Below are 16,777 nucleotides of genomic sequence, written 5' to 3'. Positions count from 1 at the left end.
TAAATATTTAACCTCAATGTGAAAACGTTGAGGTTTTTTTATAGCACATAAATATGATATCCTATTTAACACAAGAAATTGTTTTTCCACAAGTTAATCAGGCTGATGCCGATGGTTTGTTGGCATTGGGTGGCGACCTTTCGGTAGAACGGCTTATTCTTGCATATAAAAGTGGGATTTTCCCTTGGTTTGAGGATGATCAGCCTATATTATGGTGGTCTCCAAATCCTAGATTTGTACTTTTCCCTGACAAGTTAAAAGTGTCTAAAAGTATGAAACAGGTTTTAAGAAATAGCGATTTTGTAGTAACAGTCAATCAGGATTTTAGAACGGTAATAACAGAGTGTGCTAAAGCAAAAAGAGTAGGACAACAAGGTACTTGGATAACCAATAGCATGATAAATGCTTATGTAAAACTTCATGAACAAGGCCTGGCTAAATCTATTGAAGTTTGGCAAAACGGTAATTTAGTTGCAGGGTTTTATGGTATTGATTTAACCAATGGTGTTTTTTGTGGAGAAAGTATGTTTACAAAAGTTAGTAATGCCAGTAAAGTGGGTTTTATAAGCTTTATTAGAAGCACAAATTATAAATTAATAGATTGCCAGGTTTACACCAATCATCTTGCTAGTTTGGGAGCCGAGGATATTTCTAGAGATTGTTTTTTGGAGTATTTAAACTAGGAGCGAATTAGTTATTGATTAAAAATCGCTAAATTTCTCTTAACTTAGATTATGCACTTCCTTATATCTAAAACACTCAATTTCATGGTCGTTTACCAAACCTGTTGCTTGCATAAATGCATACATAACTGTGGAACCAACAAACTTAAAACCACGTTTTTTTAAGTCCTTACTCAAGGCATCAGAAACAGTGGTAGTTGCTGGCGCATCTTTGTAATTTTTCACAGTATTTATAATAGGTTTTCCGTCAACAAACTTCCAAACGTAATTGCTAAAACTACCATACTCTTCTTGGATTTCCATAAATAATTTAGCATTCGTAATTGTGGCATTTACCTTTAGCTTGTTTCTAACAATGCCGACATCTTGCAACAGGCTATCAATTTTAGTTTGCTTGTAGTTTGCAATTTTTTTATAATCGAAGTGATCAAAAGCTTCCCTAAAGTTTTCACGTTTTCGTAGAATGGTAATCCAACTTAAACCAGCTTGGAAGGTTTCAAGAACTAAAAACTCAAATAAGGTTGCATCATCTGTTACTGGAACACCCCATTCTTCATCATGATAGGCTTCGTATAAGTCGTCTCCAACACACCAACCACATTTATGTATTTTTTGATTTTTCATTGAATAGTTATTGTCGTTTCTACGGAAATGGAAACCTCATTATCTTTTTTAGTACAGTAAAACCTTGTAATTTTTGTTTTAAGTAACTATTAATACTTCATATTAGTAGAAATCACTATAAGGGGTCAAAAAGGTTCATTTCAATTTAATAAAAACTTTATTTCTTGTAAGTTATTGGGTTAAAGATAGACATAGATATGACATAAATCATACTTGAAATAAGATTAAGCTCTTATTTTTGTAAAAATATTTTTAATAACAGATGGATCAAATAATAAAAGATAGTTTGACTAAGAGTATGTCTTATCAAGCATATAGAGAATTAATGGGACAAATGGTGGAAAATCAATCCACAACAGGAAATGATAAAAGTGAAGACATGGTAGAATATACCAAGTTGAACGAACAGCGTATGAAACGTTGGGATAAAACTTTAAAAGTTTCGGATAATACCAAAAAAGATCTGGCTAATATTGATACCAAACAAACATGGTTGGTACTTGCAGAAAGCTGGTGTGGAGACGCAGCACATGTAATTCCTGTATTTAATAAATTAGCAGAATTAAACGAAAATATTAATTTAAAATTGGTGCTTCGTGATGACAATGACGCTTTAATGAATCAGTTTTTAACCAATGGCGGAAAATCTATTCCTAAGTTGATAATTATAGACGATGCTACTAATAAAGTGATTAGTTCATTTGGTCCAAGACCTGCTGAAGCAACAAAGTTAGTTGTTGATTATAAAGCAAAACATGGAGAGATAACTCCGGAGATTAAGGAAGAATTACAACAATGGTACAACAAAGATAAAGGTCAAAGTGTGATGAGCGACTTAATGAGTCTACTTGCAGTTTCAGTTTAATTTTTACCCTTAAAGTAAAAAGTAATTGTGCCAATTTGAGATGCTTTTGAAGCATCTGTACTAAATCGAGCATCTTTAGCATAAGATAAGGCATGTTGCTTTAAACATTCATTATCAGAACTGGAAGAAGCATTGACATAAGTGTCTGTAACCAGACCAGAGGTATTTACCGTAATATTAATAACTATTTTTCCACCCTCCTCACATAAGTAAACAGGAGTTGGTAAATATTTATGCGTTCTATTAACCAAGGAATAGTGCATGCTACTGTTTTTATTAACAGACTGGCTGCTATTGCTTGGTTTTCTTTTGTTTAATATTTGGTTTACACTACTGTAAGAAGATAATACATCCTCGTCTATTTCTGAAGCCGCATTGGTATTACTTGGTTCTAAATTTTCATTTTCAGACAAGTCTTCCGAAGGCGTTGGTACATAATCCTTTGGAGGTGCTATGGGCTGATATGCTTGAGCAAATTTCTTATAATCTTGAGTTTCGTTGAAGGCTTTGTTAGTTTGAGAACTTGGTTTCTCTTCGGCTTCTGCTAATTTTTCTGCCTCAAGTTCTTCTGGTGTTTTTGGTTCTTCAGGTTCCAATAAATAGTAACTTTCTGCCATTAATTCTGTTTGTTTTGTAATATGAAAACTGAATAATAGAAGTAAGATGGTTCCTGAAACCAAAAAGGTAATTAAAAGTGCTTTATGTTTGTCTGATAAATTCAAAAGTAAAATGTTGGGTGTAAAAGCTTGCTCTGCTTCAAACTAATATACGAAAAATAGGGCTATTTGGTTGTTAAGCTTTCTATAAAGGCTTCAGGACTTAGTGCATTATCAACATGAAAGTCGCCAATTTTTGTGCGTCTTAAAACAGATAAATGAGAACCAGAGTTTAGTGCTTTTCCAAAATCGTTAGCTAAAGAACGAATATAAGTTCCTTTACTGCAAACTACTCTAAAGTGGAGCTTATTATTGTCTATAGCTGTAATTTCAAATTCTGAAATTGTAATTTTTCTTGGTTTAATTTCAACTTCCTCCCCCGCTCTAGCAAATTCGTATAAGCGCTTCCCGTCTTTTTTTATAGCTGAAAAAACGGGAGGGAATTGGTCTATTTCACCAATAAATTGTTTGGTAGCTTCGTGGATTGCTTTTTCTGTAATATGCTCTGTAGGAAATGTTTCGGTAATTTCAGTTTCTAAATCGAAAGAAGGCGTTGTCCCACCCAAAACAAAGGTTCCGGTATATTCTTTTTCTTGCCCTTGAAATGTGTTAATTTGCTTGGTCATTTTTCCAGTGCAAATAATCAATAAGCCTGTTGCAAGAGGATCTAAAGTTCCTGCATGACCAACTTTTATTTTTTTAATGTTGAAGGCATGACGTATTTCCCAACGTAGTTTATTTACCGCCTGAAATGAGGTCCAGTGTAAAGGTTTGTCTATTAATAAAACTTGTCCGGAAAGGTAATCTTCAGCTGTTAACATTTTAAATGGTAGTTAGACTATAAATAAAGTAATGGATAATAATTAGAGAAATTCCTAACACGATTCTATAATATCCAAAAATCTTAAATCCTTTTTTGCTTAAATAATCAATAAACGATTTAATGGCAATTAAAGAAACAACAAAGGCAATTACATTTCCAACAATTAAATAATTGATTTGATCACTATTTAATTCAAAGCCTGCTTGGTAATAATCGTATAATTTCTTGGCAGTAGCTCCAAACATAGTTGGAACTGCTAGAAAAAAGGAAAACTCGGCAGCTGTTTTTCTATTTAGTTTTTGAGTCATTCCTCCCACAATAGAAGCTCCACTTCTGGATGTTCCTGGAATCATGGCTAAACATTGGAAAAAACCAATTTTTAATGCAGTTATATAACTTATTTCCGTGTGTGCAGTGGGATTGTTTTCGTCTACTATTTCATTGGCTTTAAACCAATCGTCTACTTTTAAAAGAATAAAACCCCCTATTATTAAGGAAATTGCTACAGTAAGCGGACTTTCTAAAAGATCGTCAATAAAATCGTTTAATAGAAGTCCTAAAACTACAGCTGGAATAAATGCTACTAATAATTTGAAGTAAAAGTCGAGACTTTGAAAGAAGCGTTTCCAATATAAAACAACAACGGCTAGAATGGCGCCAAGCTGAATAACAATAGTGAAAAGCTTTGTAAAATCGTCGCTAGCAATTTTCATAAAGGACGAGGCAATAATCATGTGTCCTGTTGATGATACTGGTAAATACTCTGTAATTCCTTCAATAATGGCTAGAATAATAGCGTCTAATAAATCCATGGAGAAAAATAATCGATAGTTAGGCAGCAAATTCCAATTTTAATAGGAATTTGTTTAAAAGTAAGTGTGTAAATTATTGATTTGAACTATTATCTTTCTTGGGTTTTAATAAAATAGCATAAACCTGAATTCCAAAACCAATAAGAACTAAAGTTGGAGCCAATCTAATACGTCTAAAACTAAAAATGTCTGGGCTAAAAACATTAGGGTCGTCGCTTCCACCACCAGACATTAAAATAAATCCAACAGCAATACACGCTAAACCAATTAGCATGAATTTATAGTTTCTTTTCCCGAAGATAAAGGTGCTTTCTGTTTGCTCCTTACGTTTTTGTTCTCCCATGATATTTATATTTAATCCACTAAAACTTAGAAAGCGCAAAGTAACAGTTTTATTTAAACTATAACGTTAACAGATTCTAAAAAAGGATGCTACCTGTTTCTAAGTTTTAAAATCTTAATATGTTTTTGAATTAATAGTAAAGTTGATCTGTCTTTAAATTTAAGAAACGTTGTGTTGCAATAAACGTACTTATCCAAGTAATAACTATGCCTAATAAAAAGATGCCAGCAAACAAAGCTCCAATAAGAATAGGGTTCTGTAATAGGTTTAACTCAGGGAAAGTTTCATTTAAATAATAAAGAACAACAGCCACACCTAATAAAGCAACTATAGCTCCAATAATTCCTAAGCGCACACTTTTCCATACAAAAGGTCTTCTAATAAATTGCTTTGTGGCACCAACCATCTGCATGGTTTTAATGGTGAAACGTTTGGAATAAACTGATAACCGAATGGAACTATTAATTAATAAAACGGCAATTAAAGTAAAAACACCACTTAATACTAACACCCAAAAGCTTATTTTTTTTACGTTATCATTCATCAAGTTTACTAAATCATTATCATAGCGTACTTCATCCACAAAGTTTTTTGAAAGTGCTTCGTCTTTAATAGTTTCTAAATGTTCTGAAGTGACAAAATCGGCTTTTAAATGTACATCTATCGAGTTTTGTAACGGATTATATCCAAGAAATTCCATAAAATCTTCGCCATTTTCGGCTTTCATAGATTCTGCAGCCTGTTCTTTGGAAACAAATTCGGTCGATTTTACATACTCAGAAAGTGCTAAGCTTTTTTCAAGCTGCTTTATTTCTACATCTTTAGCTACTTCTTTCAAATAAATAGTTACCACCACTTGTTCTTTAAAGTGATCGGAAACTTTTTTTGCATTTATTATCAATAGACCAAGTAAGCCTAATAAAAATAAGACCAGAGCAATGCTTAGTACCACTGAAAAATAAGAAGAAATTAATCTTCGTTTTTGATAATTTTCAAAAGAAGAACTCATAGATATTTTGTTAACGATGTAAAAATATAAAAGAAATCTATTCTCTTGTGGTTTAAAACGTTTAAACTTTCAATATTCTTATAATAAGTTTAAATTTGCGCTTTTACAAGCGAAAAATAAGACAATGCAATACCATTTTAACGACATCGAGGCCAAATGGCAAAAATATTGGGCAGAAAACAAAACGTTTCAAGCCGATAATAGTAGCGACAAACCTAAATACTACGTACTAGATATGTTTCCTTATCCAAGTGGAGCCGGATTACATGTTGGACATCCACTAGGTTATATTGCCTCCGATATTTATGCCCGTTATAAACGTCATAAAGGATTTAATGTATTGCACCCACAGGGCTACGATAGTTTTGGATTACCTGCAGAACAGTATGCTATTCAAACAGGGCAACATCCAGCTGTAACAACAGAAGAGAATATTAAAACCTATAGACGCCAATTAGATCAAATTGGGTTTTCTTTCGATTGGAGCCGAGAAGTTCGAACCTCAGATCCAAATTATTATAAATGGACCCAATGGATTTTTATTCAATTATTTGAGTCTTGGTATTGCAAGCACACAAACAAAGCTTTTCCTATAGATGAGTTAGTCAAAATTTTTGCACTGGAAGGAAATGCTGCTGTGGAAGCTGTTTGTGATGATAATGTAGATGTGTTTAATGCAGCACAATGGAACAGCTTTTCTTCTATAAAACAACAAGAAATACTATTACAATACAGATTAACTTATTTAGCTGAAACTGAAGTAAACTGGTGTCCTGCACTTGGAACCGTTTTAGCAAATGATGAAATAGTAAACGGCGTTTCGGAACGCGGTGGACATCCAGTTCTAAGAAAAAAAATGACCCAATGGTCTATGCGAATTTCGGCTTATGCTGAAAGATTATTGCAAGGATTAGATACTATAGATTGGACAGATTCCTTAAAAGAAAGTCAGAAAAATTGGATTGGAAAATCGGTTGGAGCCTCTGTCTCTTTTAATGTGAATAATCACGATGAGGTCATCGAAGTTTTTACAACAAGACCTGATACCATTTTCGGGGTATCATTTATGACTTTAGCTCCAGAACACCATTTAGTTTCGCAAATTACAACCCCAGAACAAAAACTTGAAGTGGAAGCCTATATTCAAGCCACTGCAAAACGTAGCGAACGTGATAGAATGGCAGATGTAAAAACTATTTCAGGCGTGTTTACAGGTGCTTATGCAGAACATCCGTTTAGCAAAGAACCTATTCCAATTTGGATTGGAGATTATGTTTTAGCAGGTTATGGAACAGGAGCAGTTATGTCGGTTCCATGCGGCGACCAACGTGATTACGATTTTGCTAAACATTTTAATATTCCAATTCCTAATATCTTTGAAGGTGTTGATATTTCTAAGGAAGCTTATTCTGACAAAGAAAACACAGTAATTGCAAATAGCGATTTCTTAAACGGAATGAATTACAAAAAAGCTACCAAACGAGCTATTTTTGAATTAGAACAATTAGGTCAAGGCGAAGGTAAAACCAATTACAGATTGCGTGATGCTGTCTTTTCTAGACAACGTTATTGGGGAGAACCATTTCCTGTATATTATGTAAATGGTATGCCACAAATGATTGATAAAGCACATTTGCCAATTCGTTTACCAGACGTAGAAAAATATTTGCCAACCGAAACCGGCGAGCCACCTTTAGGTCGTGCCGATGTTTGGGCCTGGGATTCTAATAGGAATCAGGTGGTTAGTAACGAGATGATTGATAATGAAACCGTATTTCCACTTGAGTTAAACACCATGCCTGGGTGGGCAGGAAGTTCTTGGTACTTCTTTAGATATATGGATGCACATAACGACCAAGAGTTTGCAAGTGAAGAAGCACTTAAATACTGGGAAAATGTCGATTTATACATTGGAGGAAGCGAACATGCCACAGGACATTTATTATACTCACGTTTTTGGGTGAAATTTATGAAAGACAGAGGCTTTGTTGGGGTAGAAGAGCCATTTAAAAAGCTGATTAACCAAGGGATGATACTTGGAACAAGTGCTTTTGTTTATCGATTGAGTTATGCTTTTGCTAATCCTAGAGAAGAAGAGAAGATTAGTAGTCCAATACTGAAAAAATTAAAAAATATTTATATCTCACATGCAGAATTTATTAGTAAGGGAGATTTAGAATCAAATAGAAACTACCTAACAGAGCTTAAATCTAAACTTGCGGAAATTGCAGATTTACAGAAAGACACTAAGGAATTAAATAGTTTGATAGTTGTTCCTTTGCCAATCCATGTAAAAGTAGAATATGTAAACGCTTCAGATGAATTGGACATAGATGGACTAAGAAATGACAGCGAATTTGGAGAAGATTTTAAAGACGCCATTTTTATTGGAGAAAAAGGAGCTGTTATAACAGGTGATAATGATGTTTATAAAGTAGGTCGGGAGGTCGAAAAAATGTCTAAATCTAAATATAATGTGGTAAATCCTGATAGTATTTGTCATGATTACGGTGCAGATAGTTTACGCCTTTACGAAATGTTCCTAGGCCCATTAGAGCAGGCTAAACCTTGGAATACGGCTGGAATCTCTGGAGTTCATGGCTTTCTTAAAAAATTATGGAAGTTATATGTAGGCGAAAATGGTTTAAATGTCAATGATAACGAACCAACTAAAGACAACCTTAAAACACTTCATAAAACCATAAAAAAAGTAGAAGAAGATATTGAGAGCTTTTCTTTTAACACGTCTGTATCTACTTTTATGATTGCAGTTAACGAGCTTACAAGTCAAAAGTGTACAAGCAAAGCTGTTTTGGAACCTTTATTAGTCTTATTGTCTCCTTATGCTCCACATATTACTGAAGAGTTATGGAGTCAATTAGGAAATAGTAATTCTATAGCTACTGCTCCTTTTCCAGTATTCGATGCAAGTCATTTGGTAGAAAGTTCTAAGAATTACCCTATTTCATTTAATGGTAAAATGCGTTTTACTTTAGAATTACCAATGGATATGAGTAAAGAAGATATTGAAACCACTGTTATGGCTCATGAGAAAACAATAGAACAATTAAAAGGTAGAACCCCAAAGAAAGTAATTGTTGTTCCAGGAAAAATTGTGAATATTGTTGGATAAAACAACAAGAGGGATAAGTTGCTTTTAGACATGAAGTTGTTGTCACTTATCAAGAAATGACAGTGAAAATCTGACAAAATTTCTCAACAAACATTTGGCGTACTATTTGCTATAACACATATAACTTTATCTATTAAAACAGAAAAAAAATGATTGGATATTATATATTAATTGGAGCCATTGGACTTGTAAGTTGGATGGTAAGCAATAAATTAAAAAAGAAGTTTGCTTTCTATTCTAAAGTGCAATTACAAAATGGCATGAGTGGAAAAGAAATTGCAGAGAAAATGTTGGCAGATAATGGTATCTACGATGTTGAGGTAATTTCAACTCCAGGAAAGCTTACAGACCATTATAACCCTAAAAATAAAACTGTAAATTTAAGTGAGTCTGTTTACAGTCAGAGAAATGCAGCTTCGGCAGCAGTAGCAGCACACGAATGTGGTCACGCTGTTCAACATGCACAGGCTTATAGCTGGTTGCAAATGCGTTCTACTTTGGTGCCTATGGTAAGTGTTACCTCTGGCATGTCTCAATGGTTAATAATTGGAGGTTTAATTTTAGGTGGAGCAGCAGGCGTTGGCTTAGGTTGGTATGTAGCTGTTTTGGGTGTAATTTTTATGGGAATGGCTACTGTTTTTAGTTTTATTACACTTCCTGTAGAGTACGATGCAAGTAACAGGGCTTTAGCTTGGTTAAAAGCTAAAAACATGGTTACTCCAGAAGAGTATAAAGGTTCTGAAGATGCGCTTAAATGGGCGGCAAGAACATACTTAGTTGCAGCCATTGGTGCATTAGCTTCATTGATGTATTGGGCTTTACAAGTTTTTGGAGGCAGTAGAGATTAAAGTAAAATAAAATATAATTATTAAAACCGAATGCCTTTTAAAAAAGACGTTCGGTTTATTTTTTTTAGTACATTTAACAAACTAAAATACTATTTATGGAAGATCATTCTCAAACCCCATTACAACCTACAGATTCTAAAGTCTTAATAGGTGCACTATCTGAAACAGATAGGGTTGCATTTTATAAAAATACATATGCACATGTTGCAGGAGGTGTTTTGGTGTTTATTTTATTTGAATATTTATTACTTCAAAGTGATACCATTGTGAATTTTGCATTATCTATGACAGAAGGATACAGATGGCTTATTATGTTAGGAGGTTTTATGTTTATAACTAACTATGCTGAAAAAATGACTATGAAGTCGCCAGATAAAAACAAACAATATCTAGCTTTCGGCTTATATATTTTGGCTGAGGCCTTTATTTTTGTGCCTTTAATCTATATTGCGGCTTATTATATGGATTCTGGACCAGAAATTTTGAATCAGGCTGCAATTGTAACACTTGCTTTGTTTACAGGCTTGTCTGCTGTGGTTTTTGTAACTAAAAAAGATTTTTCGTTTTTAAGAACAGGTTTAACTATTGGATTTTTTATAGCCATTGGACTAATTATTGCAGGAACTTTGTTTGGGTTTAATTTAGGACTTTGGTTTTCTGTTGGGATGTGTTTATTGGCAGGAGGCTCTATTTTGTACCAAACATCTAATATGGTTAACAAATATACAACGGACGATTATATTCCGGCTGCTTTAGGTCTATTTGCGTCTTTAATGTTACTATTCTGGTATGTACTGAGTATTTTTATGTCCAGAGATTAATACTAAAATATATTATATAAAAAAGCTCCTGAAAATTTCAGGAGCTTTTTGGTTTAAAAAATATATCTATAAGGACACAAGAATTAATCGGCATATTCTAATTCTGTAAAAGAACCCGTCATGGATGTTGTATAATTACCATCTACAGAAGAAGCTATGGTGCTAAATTCACCCGAAATTAAACGGTGTCCAGGGTTTGTTGGGTGTTCTCGATTATTAGTAATTGTAACACTTCCGCTAGAAGAATAGTAGGAAACCATTGGCTGTTGTTGTCTGATTAAGATGTAATTTGTGAAATTATTTGAATCAATATTTCCCATTTCTTTAACCGTTCCGCTACTAAAACCACCAGTTCCATTTAAAAATAAAGTAACCATTTCGCCATTACTGTCGGCAATATCAATACTTAAAGTGTTACCATTTGTTCCTTTTGTAATTTCATATACTCCAACTGTAAAATTATAGTCGGAGAAAGTGCCACCATTAATTTGGGCTTGAAATCCTGGGTCTTGGGCAGGAGGATTATTGTCGTTGTTGGTATTATCGTCGTCACTACTACAAGACAGTGCAATAACAGATAAAAATAAGATTGTAAAAATACGTAGGTTTTTCATGTTTTAGGGTTTAGGTATAGATTTAGGTTTTTTATGTTTTAGTAAAAACATGCATCCAATGTAATAAATATTTTTGAAACAGTACTAATTAAGAAGGTATGTTGTAACTATCTAAATTAGAATCTAATCCAAATAGAAAAACATTTGGAATATTTTGAACAGTAAAAAACTAAAGAATTATAGGGTTGAATTTATGAATTAAACCTCTAATTAAATTTTTATCTGTCTATCTATTTGTTGATTTAAAGAGATAAAGGTTTCTGTTCTAGAAACGCCTTCAATAGATTGGATATCTTTATTTAATAAATGCATTAAGTGCTCGTTGTCTCTACAAAGAATCTTAATAAAAATACTCCAGTTACCTGTGGTATAGTGGCATTCTAGGACTTCAGGAATTTTTTTAAGTTGCTTTACTGCTTCTGGGTTACTAATAGCTTTATCTAAGTAAATACCAATAAAAGCCATAGTTGTATAACCTAAAACTTTGGGATTAATAACAAATTTAGAGCCAGAAATAATCCCTGATTTCTCAAGCTTTCTTAGGCGCTGATGAATAGCGGCACCAGAAATCCCCACTTGTCTGGCAATTTCCAAGATGGGGGTTCTGGCATCATTCATTAAGGCTCTTAATATAGCCTTATCAATTCCGTCTATTTCAATATTTTGATTGACAACTTTCAAATTATACGTTTAATGGATTGTATCCTAAATAAGGTACTTCATTTTCAGTAAAAACAATTCCGTAGGATTCTAATTCTTTCAAAATAGGTTCGTATACCTCTTTATTAATAGGAATTTGAACTCCAGGAGTTACTATCTGTTCATTTAAAATAGCTAAGGTTGCAATTGCTACTGGTAAGCCAACTGTTTTAGACATAGATGTATATACTTTATCTTCACCTAAAGTAACCATGGTAGAATCTATTTGGTGTTTTTTACCATCAAGTTCGTATCCAAATTTATGATACATTACAATCATATCTTTTTCATGATCTTCTAAAGTCCAGCTATCTTCTAATATTTTTTGAAGTATTTGTGCAGGAGTTGCTCTTTTTAGTTCGACCATTTTTTTATTACTAAAAATATCTAGTTCCATGAGTTTATCCCAAACAATATCATCTTGATCTATTTTTAGAGCATGTCTAAATTTAAGCTCTACAGAATCTGTTGGACTATAAGGTAAAAATGCATTTATAAAGTCGCGATAGCTCATGTTTTCACTATCGTCAATGGTGTAGCTGTCATCCGTAATTCCTAGTTGTACAAACATGTTCCAAGCTCTAGAGAAGCCAACGCGACGCATGGTTCCACGATAAAGAGTTTTTACGTGTTCTAATCCGTAAGCCGATTGGTATTTTAGAGAATCTCTATTGGCATAACCTTCAAAACGTCCGTAACCTTCTACATCTAGAAATTCAGTTCTTCTAAATAATCGGTTATAAGGAATGTATTTATAGGTGCCTTCTTGTAAGAATTTTGCAGCACCTCCTTGTCCCGCAACCACAACGTTTCTTGGGTTCCAAGTAAATTTGTAGTTCCATAAGTTGTTGTCGCTTTCTGGAGCAACTAAACCTCCTGTAAAGGACTCAAAAAGGATCATTTTTCCACCAGCATCACGAATTCTATCAATTATATGCATGGCGCTCATATGGTCTAATCCAGGGTCGACTCCAATTTCATTCATAAAAACAAGTCCTTTTTCCTTAGCAGCTCTATCTAAATTCTGCATTTCTTCGCTTACGTAAGAAGCAGTAACCATATTTTTATTAAAGCTAATACAGTCTTTGGCTACTTCTATATGAAATCTTGCAGGCAACATAGAAACAACTATGTCGGCATTTTGAATAGCTTGTTCTCTGGATTGTTTATTAAAAACATCAAGCATGATGGCTTGTGCATTTTCATGATCTCCAATAAGTTTTTTAGCGTTCGAAAAGTTGACATCACCTACAATAATAAGTAAGTTCTCTTTTTCCGATTTGTTTAATAGGTATTTTATAAGGTAAGATGCAGATTTTCCTGCACCAATAATTAAAATCTTTCGCATAATGAGATAAGTTGAGTATTTTTGCAGCTACGAATGTAATAAATACTAAGGGTTTTATAAAACTCATTAACTTATTTTATATGAACAAAAGGATATTGATTGCAGCTGCTATTTTAGGAGTTTTAAGCGTAGTTTTAGGTGCTTTTGCTGCTCATGGATTAAAAGAGTTGATTTCGTTAGAAGCACAACAAACCTTTGAAACTGGCGTTAGATATCAAATGTATCATGCTATTTTACTGTTATTTGTTGGAGGCTCGAATTATGTAAATGAGAAATCTAAAAAAAGCATCTTTTATCTGGTTTTAATAGGACTCTTATTTTTTTCTGGTTCCATCTATGGATTGGCTACCAACGAGCTTACAGGTTTTAACTTTAAAAGTATAGCATTTATAACTCCAATTGGAGGTCTGATGTTAATAATATCCTGGCTGGTATTGTTAATAAACTTTTTAAAAGTCAAGGCTGATAATTTGTAAAATAGGCGCTTACTTCAAAATAAAATTATAATTTTGCACTTTAAACAACACAACACAAATTATGGTAGATCATACCCAAGCATCTAATACGGTTTCATTAGAATCGTATGGAATTAAAAATGCGAAAGTACAATATCAATTAACTCCTAAACAACTTCACGACAGTACTATTGCTAAAGGACAAGGTGTGGAAGCATCTTCAGGAGCATTAGCTGTAAATACTGGAGAATTTACTGGAAGGTCACCTAAAGACCGTTTTATAGTAAAAGATAGTATTACTGAAGATAAAGTATGGTGGGGAGACATTAATATTCCTTTCGAATCGGATAAGTTTCAGAAGTTATACGATAAGGTAACTGCTTATTTGTCTGAAAAAGAAGTTTTTGTAAGAGATAGTTATGCTTGCGCAGACGAAAATTACAAATTAAATATCCGTGTTATAACAGAAACACCTTGGAGCAATATGTTTGCTCATAACATGTTTTTACGTCCTACAGAAGACGAATTAAAAACCTTTACTCCAGAATGGACCATTGTAAATGCTCCAGGATTTATGTCGGATCCAGAAGTAGATGGAACTAGACAACATAATTTTGCTATTTTAGATTTTACCAGAAAAATAGCACTTATTGGAGGAACAGGATATACTGGGGAAATTAAAAAAGGTATTTTCTCTGCCTTAAACTTTATTCTTCCAGTATTTAAAAATACCTTACCAATGCACTGTAGTGCAAATGTTGGAGAAAAAGGAGATACAGCTATTTTCTTTGGACTTTCTGGAACAGGAAAAACAACGCTTTCTGCAGATCCATCTCGTAAATTAATTGGAGATGATGAGCACGGTTGGACTAAAGACAATAAAGTATTTAACTTTGAAGGAGGTTGTTACGCGAAGGTTATTAACTTATGTGAAGAAAACGAGCCGGATATCTTTAATGCAATTAAGCCTGGAGCTATCTTGGAAAACGTGATTATGAATGATAAAGGTGTAGTTCAATTTGAAGACATCACCATTACACAAAATACCCGTGTAAGTTATCCAATATATCATATTAAAAATATTCAAGTACCTTCTATAGGAGAAAATCCTAAAAACATCTTCTTCTTAACAGCAGATGCTTTTGGTGTATTGCCTCCAATTTCCAGACTAACTCCTGGGCAAGCTGCTTACCACTTTATTTCAGGTTATACAGCTAAAGTTGCAGGAACAGAAGCGGGAATAGACGAGCCTTTACCAAGTTTTTCAGCTTGTTTTGGAGCACCTTTTATGCCTCTGCATCCAACTAAATATGCTGAAATGTTAAGTGAAAAGATGAAAGAATCTGGAGTAAAAGTTTGGTTAATAAATACAGGCTGGACTGGTGGTCCTTATGGCGTTGGTAGTAGAATTAAATTGAAATACACAAGAGCTATGATTGCTGCAGCTCTTAACGGAGATCTTGATGAGATGAGTGCTGAGACGTATAGAAAACACTCTGTTTTTGGATTAAATCAGCCAAAATCTTGTCCAGGAGTACCGGACGAAGTGTTAAGTTCTAGAGCAACTTGGAACGATGATGAAGGTTATTATAAAGCAGCCTATAAATTATCTGAATCTTTTAGAGATAACTTTAAGAAATTTGAAGAATTTGCCAACGACGAAATTATGGCAGGTGCTCCAAATGTGAAATAAATTATTTAGACAAACTACATTAAAGTCAGCTATTTAGCTGACTTTTTTTATGGGCTTCAAATCAATAATGTTTAATTTTATCTTATAAATTTGAAATTTATTAACATGAAAAAAACTACTTATTTAGTAGTCCTTTGTCTTAGCTTTATTTCCTTTTCCTACGGTCAATATACAGCTATTCCAGATGCTCAATTCGAACAGGAGTTGATAAATGCAGGAATTGACACTGGTTCTTTAGATGGTCAGATATTAACTTCAGTAGCTAATGCTTACTCGGGTATAATTATTGTAAATAATAAAGGTATAAATGATTTAACAGGAATCGAAGCTTTTACTAGTATCACAGGGCTTGAGTTTGGATATAATCTGGGGATTACTAGTGTGGATCTTTCCGGATGTACAGCTCTGCAAACTGTGGATGGCCGTGGCTGTTTAAGTATGACGTCAGTCAACCTTAATGGACTTGTTAACTTAACAGAAATTAACTTTAAGAAAGTTGGACTAACATCTTTAGATGTGTCCACAAACTCTGCACTTAGTATTGCACTCTTAAGAATAAATAATCTTTCTTATATGGATTTCTCTCAAAACTCAGCTTTGACCGTATTGGATGTTAAAAATAATAATTTAACATTTTTAGATATGAGAAATGGGAATAATGCACATATTGATTATTTCAATTCAGATTATAATTCAAATTTAGATTGTATCCTTATTGATGATATTTCTACCCCTGATTTACCATTTTGGATTAAAGACCTTCTTAGTTGTTTTTGCGAAGATCCAGGAGTGTGTTTAACCGTATCTGTAGATGAGGTTCAGAAACTATCATTTAATATGTATCCTAATCCAACAACAGATTCTATTTACGTATCCGCTTTAAAAAACAACTCTTTTCTAAGTATTTATAATATTATGGGGAAAGAGGTTTTTAATAAATCCTTAATTCAGGGAGAGAATTTAATTGACATATCTGGATTACCTTCAGGGATTTATGTGGCCAAATTTACTTCGGGCAAACAAGTAGATACTAAAAAGTTAATTATTCAATAACTTTATATTGAGTTTATAGAAAAGAGACTGATTTTATAGAAGGAGTTCTTCATTGTTTTCTTTGATTTAAATTTCACTTAAAAACAGGTGTTAAATTTAAAGTATCTTAATAAGATTGATAAATGTAGCTGTCTAAAAGTTTCATAACGAGTTTTAGAAGTCTCTTTTTATTTTGTAAAAGAAGGCCTACAAATTCCTTTTACTTCTAAATAAAAATGGATAAAGCACATAATTTTCTGTTACATAGCAGACTATATGTTTTGTTCCCTTTTTATTATGCAGTAATTTTATATAAGGA

At 33.3% G+C, this 16,777-nt stretch carries 17 protein-coding genes; 8 read left to right on the top strand and 9 right to left on the bottom strand.

Annotated features, from left to right (window positions below; genetic code table 11):
• Window positions 1-53 precede the first annotated feature (53 nt).
• The gene (gene aat / locus OS188_RS03580) at window positions 54-683 is read left to right on the top strand and encodes a leucyl/phenylalanyl-tRNA--protein transferase (RefSeq protein WP_416236494.1); all 630 of its coding nucleotides are present in this window, start codon (window positions 54-56) and stop codon (window positions 681-683) included.
• A 39-nt stretch (window positions 684-722) separates the two neighbouring features.
• Here the strand turns inward: aat and OS188_RS03575 are convergent, their stop codons facing one another.
• Window positions 723-1,307 (bottom strand): DNA-3-methyladenine glycosylase I, encoded by a 585-nt coding sequence (locus OS188_RS03575; RefSeq protein ID WP_267147447.1) that lies wholly within the window; start codon window positions 1,305-1,307, stop codon window positions 723-725.
• A gap of 262 nt (window positions 1,308-1,569) precedes the next feature.
• Between OS188_RS03575 and OS188_RS03570 the strand changes: the two genes are divergently transcribed.
• On the top strand, window positions 1,570-2,172 hold the full coding sequence (locus OS188_RS03570; protein ID WP_267147446.1) for a thioredoxin family protein: 603 nt from the start codon (window positions 1,570-1,572) through the stop codon (window positions 2,170-2,172).
• Here the strand turns inward: OS188_RS03570 and OS188_RS03565 are convergent.
• From OS188_RS03565 to OS188_RS03545, 5 genes are all read right to left on the bottom strand, one after another.
• Window positions 2,169-2,894, bottom strand: a complete 726-nt coding sequence (locus tag OS188_RS03565; protein ID WP_267147445.1) for an energy transducer TonB family protein — start codon at window positions 2,892-2,894, stop codon at window positions 2,169-2,171. The genes OS188_RS03570 and OS188_RS03565 overlap by 4 nt on opposite strands.
• Before the next feature lie 59 nt (window positions 2,895-2,953).
• A complete protein-coding gene (gene truB / locus OS188_RS03560) occupies window positions 2,954-3,649 on the bottom strand; it encodes a tRNA pseudouridine(55) synthase TruB (RefSeq protein WP_267147444.1) in 696 nt (231 codons plus the stop codon).
• A 1-nt stretch (window position 3,650) separates the two neighbouring features.
• Complete coding sequence (locus OS188_RS03555) at window positions 3,651-4,463, bottom strand: undecaprenyl-diphosphate phosphatase (RefSeq protein ID WP_267147443.1); 813 nt, start codon at window positions 4,461-4,463, stop codon at window positions 3,651-3,653.
• 73 nt (window positions 4,464-4,536) lie between these two features.
• Window positions 4,537-4,806 (bottom strand): DUF3098 domain-containing protein, encoded by a 270-nt coding sequence (locus tag OS188_RS03550; protein WP_267147442.1) that lies wholly within the window; start codon window positions 4,804-4,806, stop codon window positions 4,537-4,539.
• A 130-nt stretch (window positions 4,807-4,936) separates the two neighbouring features.
• A complete protein-coding gene (locus OS188_RS03545) occupies window positions 4,937-5,815 on the bottom strand; it encodes a cell division protein FtsX (protein ID WP_267147441.1) in 879 nt (292 codons plus the stop codon).
• Between the two features lie 124 nt (window positions 5,816-5,939).
• Between OS188_RS03545 and OS188_RS03540 the strand changes: the two genes are divergently transcribed.
• The 3 genes from OS188_RS03540 to OS188_RS03530 all read left to right on the top strand — a co-directional run bounded on the left by OS188_RS03540 (window position 5,940) and on the right by OS188_RS03530 (window position 10,617).
• Window positions 5,940-8,948 carry a leucine--tRNA ligase gene (locus OS188_RS03540; RefSeq protein WP_267147440.1) on the top strand — a complete coding sequence of 1,003 codons (3,009 nt, stop codon included), beginning with the start codon at window positions 5,940-5,942 and terminating at the stop codon, window positions 8,946-8,948.
• Between the two features lie 149 nt (window positions 8,949-9,097).
• Complete coding sequence (locus OS188_RS03535; protein WP_267147439.1) at window positions 9,098-9,796, top strand: zinc metallopeptidase; 699 nt, start codon at window positions 9,098-9,100, stop codon at window positions 9,794-9,796.
• Window positions 9,797-9,891: 95 nt separating this feature from the next.
• Window positions 9,892-10,617, top strand: a complete 726-nt coding sequence (locus OS188_RS03530; protein WP_267147438.1) for a Bax inhibitor-1/YccA family protein — start codon at window positions 9,892-9,894, stop codon at window positions 10,615-10,617.
• A gap of 83 nt (window positions 10,618-10,700) precedes the next feature.
• Here the strand turns inward: OS188_RS03530 and OS188_RS03525 are convergent, their stop codons facing one another.
• The 3 genes from OS188_RS03525 to OS188_RS03515 all read right to left on the bottom strand — a co-directional run bounded on the left by OS188_RS03525 (window position 10,701) and on the right by OS188_RS03515 (window position 13,278).
• Entirely contained in the window at window positions 10,701-11,231 is a 531-nt protein-coding gene (locus tag OS188_RS03525) for a hypothetical protein (RefSeq protein WP_267147437.1), read from the bottom strand.
• Between the two features lie 210 nt (window positions 11,232-11,441).
• On the bottom strand, window positions 11,442-11,912 hold the full coding sequence (locus tag OS188_RS03520) for an Lrp/AsnC ligand binding domain-containing protein (protein WP_267147436.1): 471 nt from the start codon (window positions 11,910-11,912) through the stop codon (window positions 11,442-11,444).
• Between the two features lies 1 nt (window position 11,913).
• Window positions 11,914-13,278 (bottom strand): saccharopine dehydrogenase family protein, encoded by a 1,365-nt coding sequence (locus OS188_RS03515; protein ID WP_267147435.1) that lies wholly within the window; start codon window positions 13,276-13,278, stop codon window positions 11,914-11,916.
• Between the two features lie 80 nt (window positions 13,279-13,358).
• On the opposite strand from OS188_RS03515, the gene OS188_RS03510 reads away from it, so the two are divergent.
• The 3 genes from OS188_RS03510 (at window position 13,359) to OS188_RS03500 (ending at window position 16,479) form a co-directional block, all read left to right on the top strand.
• On the top strand, window positions 13,359-13,754 hold the full coding sequence (locus OS188_RS03510; protein WP_267147434.1) for a DUF423 domain-containing protein: 396 nt from the start codon (window positions 13,359-13,361) through the stop codon (window positions 13,752-13,754).
• Between the two features lie 61 nt (window positions 13,755-13,815).
• Window positions 13,816-15,426: a phosphoenolpyruvate carboxykinase (ATP) gene (gene pckA, locus OS188_RS03505; protein ID WP_267147433.1), complete on the top strand. Its 1,611-nt coding sequence runs from the start codon at window positions 13,816-13,818 to the stop codon at window positions 15,424-15,426.
• Window positions 15,427-15,531: 105 nt separating this feature from the next.
• Entirely contained in the window at window positions 15,532-16,479 is a 948-nt protein-coding gene (locus OS188_RS03500) for a T9SS type A sorting domain-containing protein (protein ID WP_267147432.1), read from the top strand.
• Window positions 16,480-16,777: the final 298 nt, after the last annotated feature.

It is taken from the genome of Xanthomarina sp. F1114, assembly GCF_026410255.1.
GTDB lineage: Bacteria > Bacteroidota > Bacteroidia > Flavobacteriales > Flavobacteriaceae > Xanthomarina.
This window is presented reverse-complemented; position numbering and strand designations above follow the sequence as displayed.

Coding starts and splice junctions, on each gene's coding strand:
- OS188_RS03530 (WP_267147438.1), top strand. CDS start 9,892: ATGGAAGATCATTCTCAAACCCCATTACAACCTACAGATTCTAAAGTC.
- pckA (WP_267147433.1), top strand. CDS start 13,816: ATGGTAGATCATACCCAAGCATCTAATACGGTTTCATTAGAATCGTAT.
- OS188_RS03555 (WP_267147443.1), bottom strand. CDS start 4,463: ATGGATTTATTAGACGCTATTATTCTAGCCATTATTGAAGGAATTACA.
- OS188_RS03575 (WP_267147447.1), bottom strand. CDS start 1,307: ATGAAAAATCAAAAAATACATAAATGTGGTTGGTGTGTTGGAGACGAC.
- OS188_RS03500 (WP_267147432.1), top strand. CDS start 15,532: ATGAAAAAAACTACTTATTTAGTAGTCCTTTGTCTTAGCTTTATTTCC.
- OS188_RS03525 (WP_267147437.1), bottom strand. CDS start 11,231: ATGAAAAACCTACGTATTTTTACAATCTTATTTTTATCTGTTATTGCA.
- aat (WP_416236494.1), top strand. CDS start 54: ATGATATCCTATTTAACACAAGAAATTGTTTTTCCACAAGTTAATCAG.
- OS188_RS03550 (WP_267147442.1), bottom strand. CDS start 4,806: ATGGGAGAACAAAAACGTAAGGAGCAAACAGAAAGCACCTTTATCTTC.
- OS188_RS03570 (WP_267147446.1), top strand. CDS start 1,570: ATGGATCAAATAATAAAAGATAGTTTGACTAAGAGTATGTCTTATCAA.
- OS188_RS03515 (WP_267147435.1), bottom strand. CDS start 13,278: ATGCGAAAGATTTTAATTATTGGTGCAGGAAAATCTGCATCTTACCTT.
- OS188_RS03510 (WP_267147434.1), top strand. CDS start 13,359: ATGAACAAAAGGATATTGATTGCAGCTGCTATTTTAGGAGTTTTAAGC.
- OS188_RS03535 (WP_267147439.1), top strand. CDS start 9,098: ATGATTGGATATTATATATTAATTGGAGCCATTGGACTTGTAAGTTGG.
- OS188_RS03540 (WP_267147440.1), top strand. CDS start 5,940: ATGCAATACCATTTTAACGACATCGAGGCCAAATGGCAAAAATATTGG.
- OS188_RS03545 (WP_267147441.1), bottom strand. CDS start 5,815: ATGAGTTCTTCTTTTGAAAATTATCAAAAACGAAGATTAATTTCTTCT.
- truB (WP_267147444.1), bottom strand. CDS start 3,649: ATGTTAACAGCTGAAGATTACCTTTCCGGACAAGTTTTATTAATAGAC.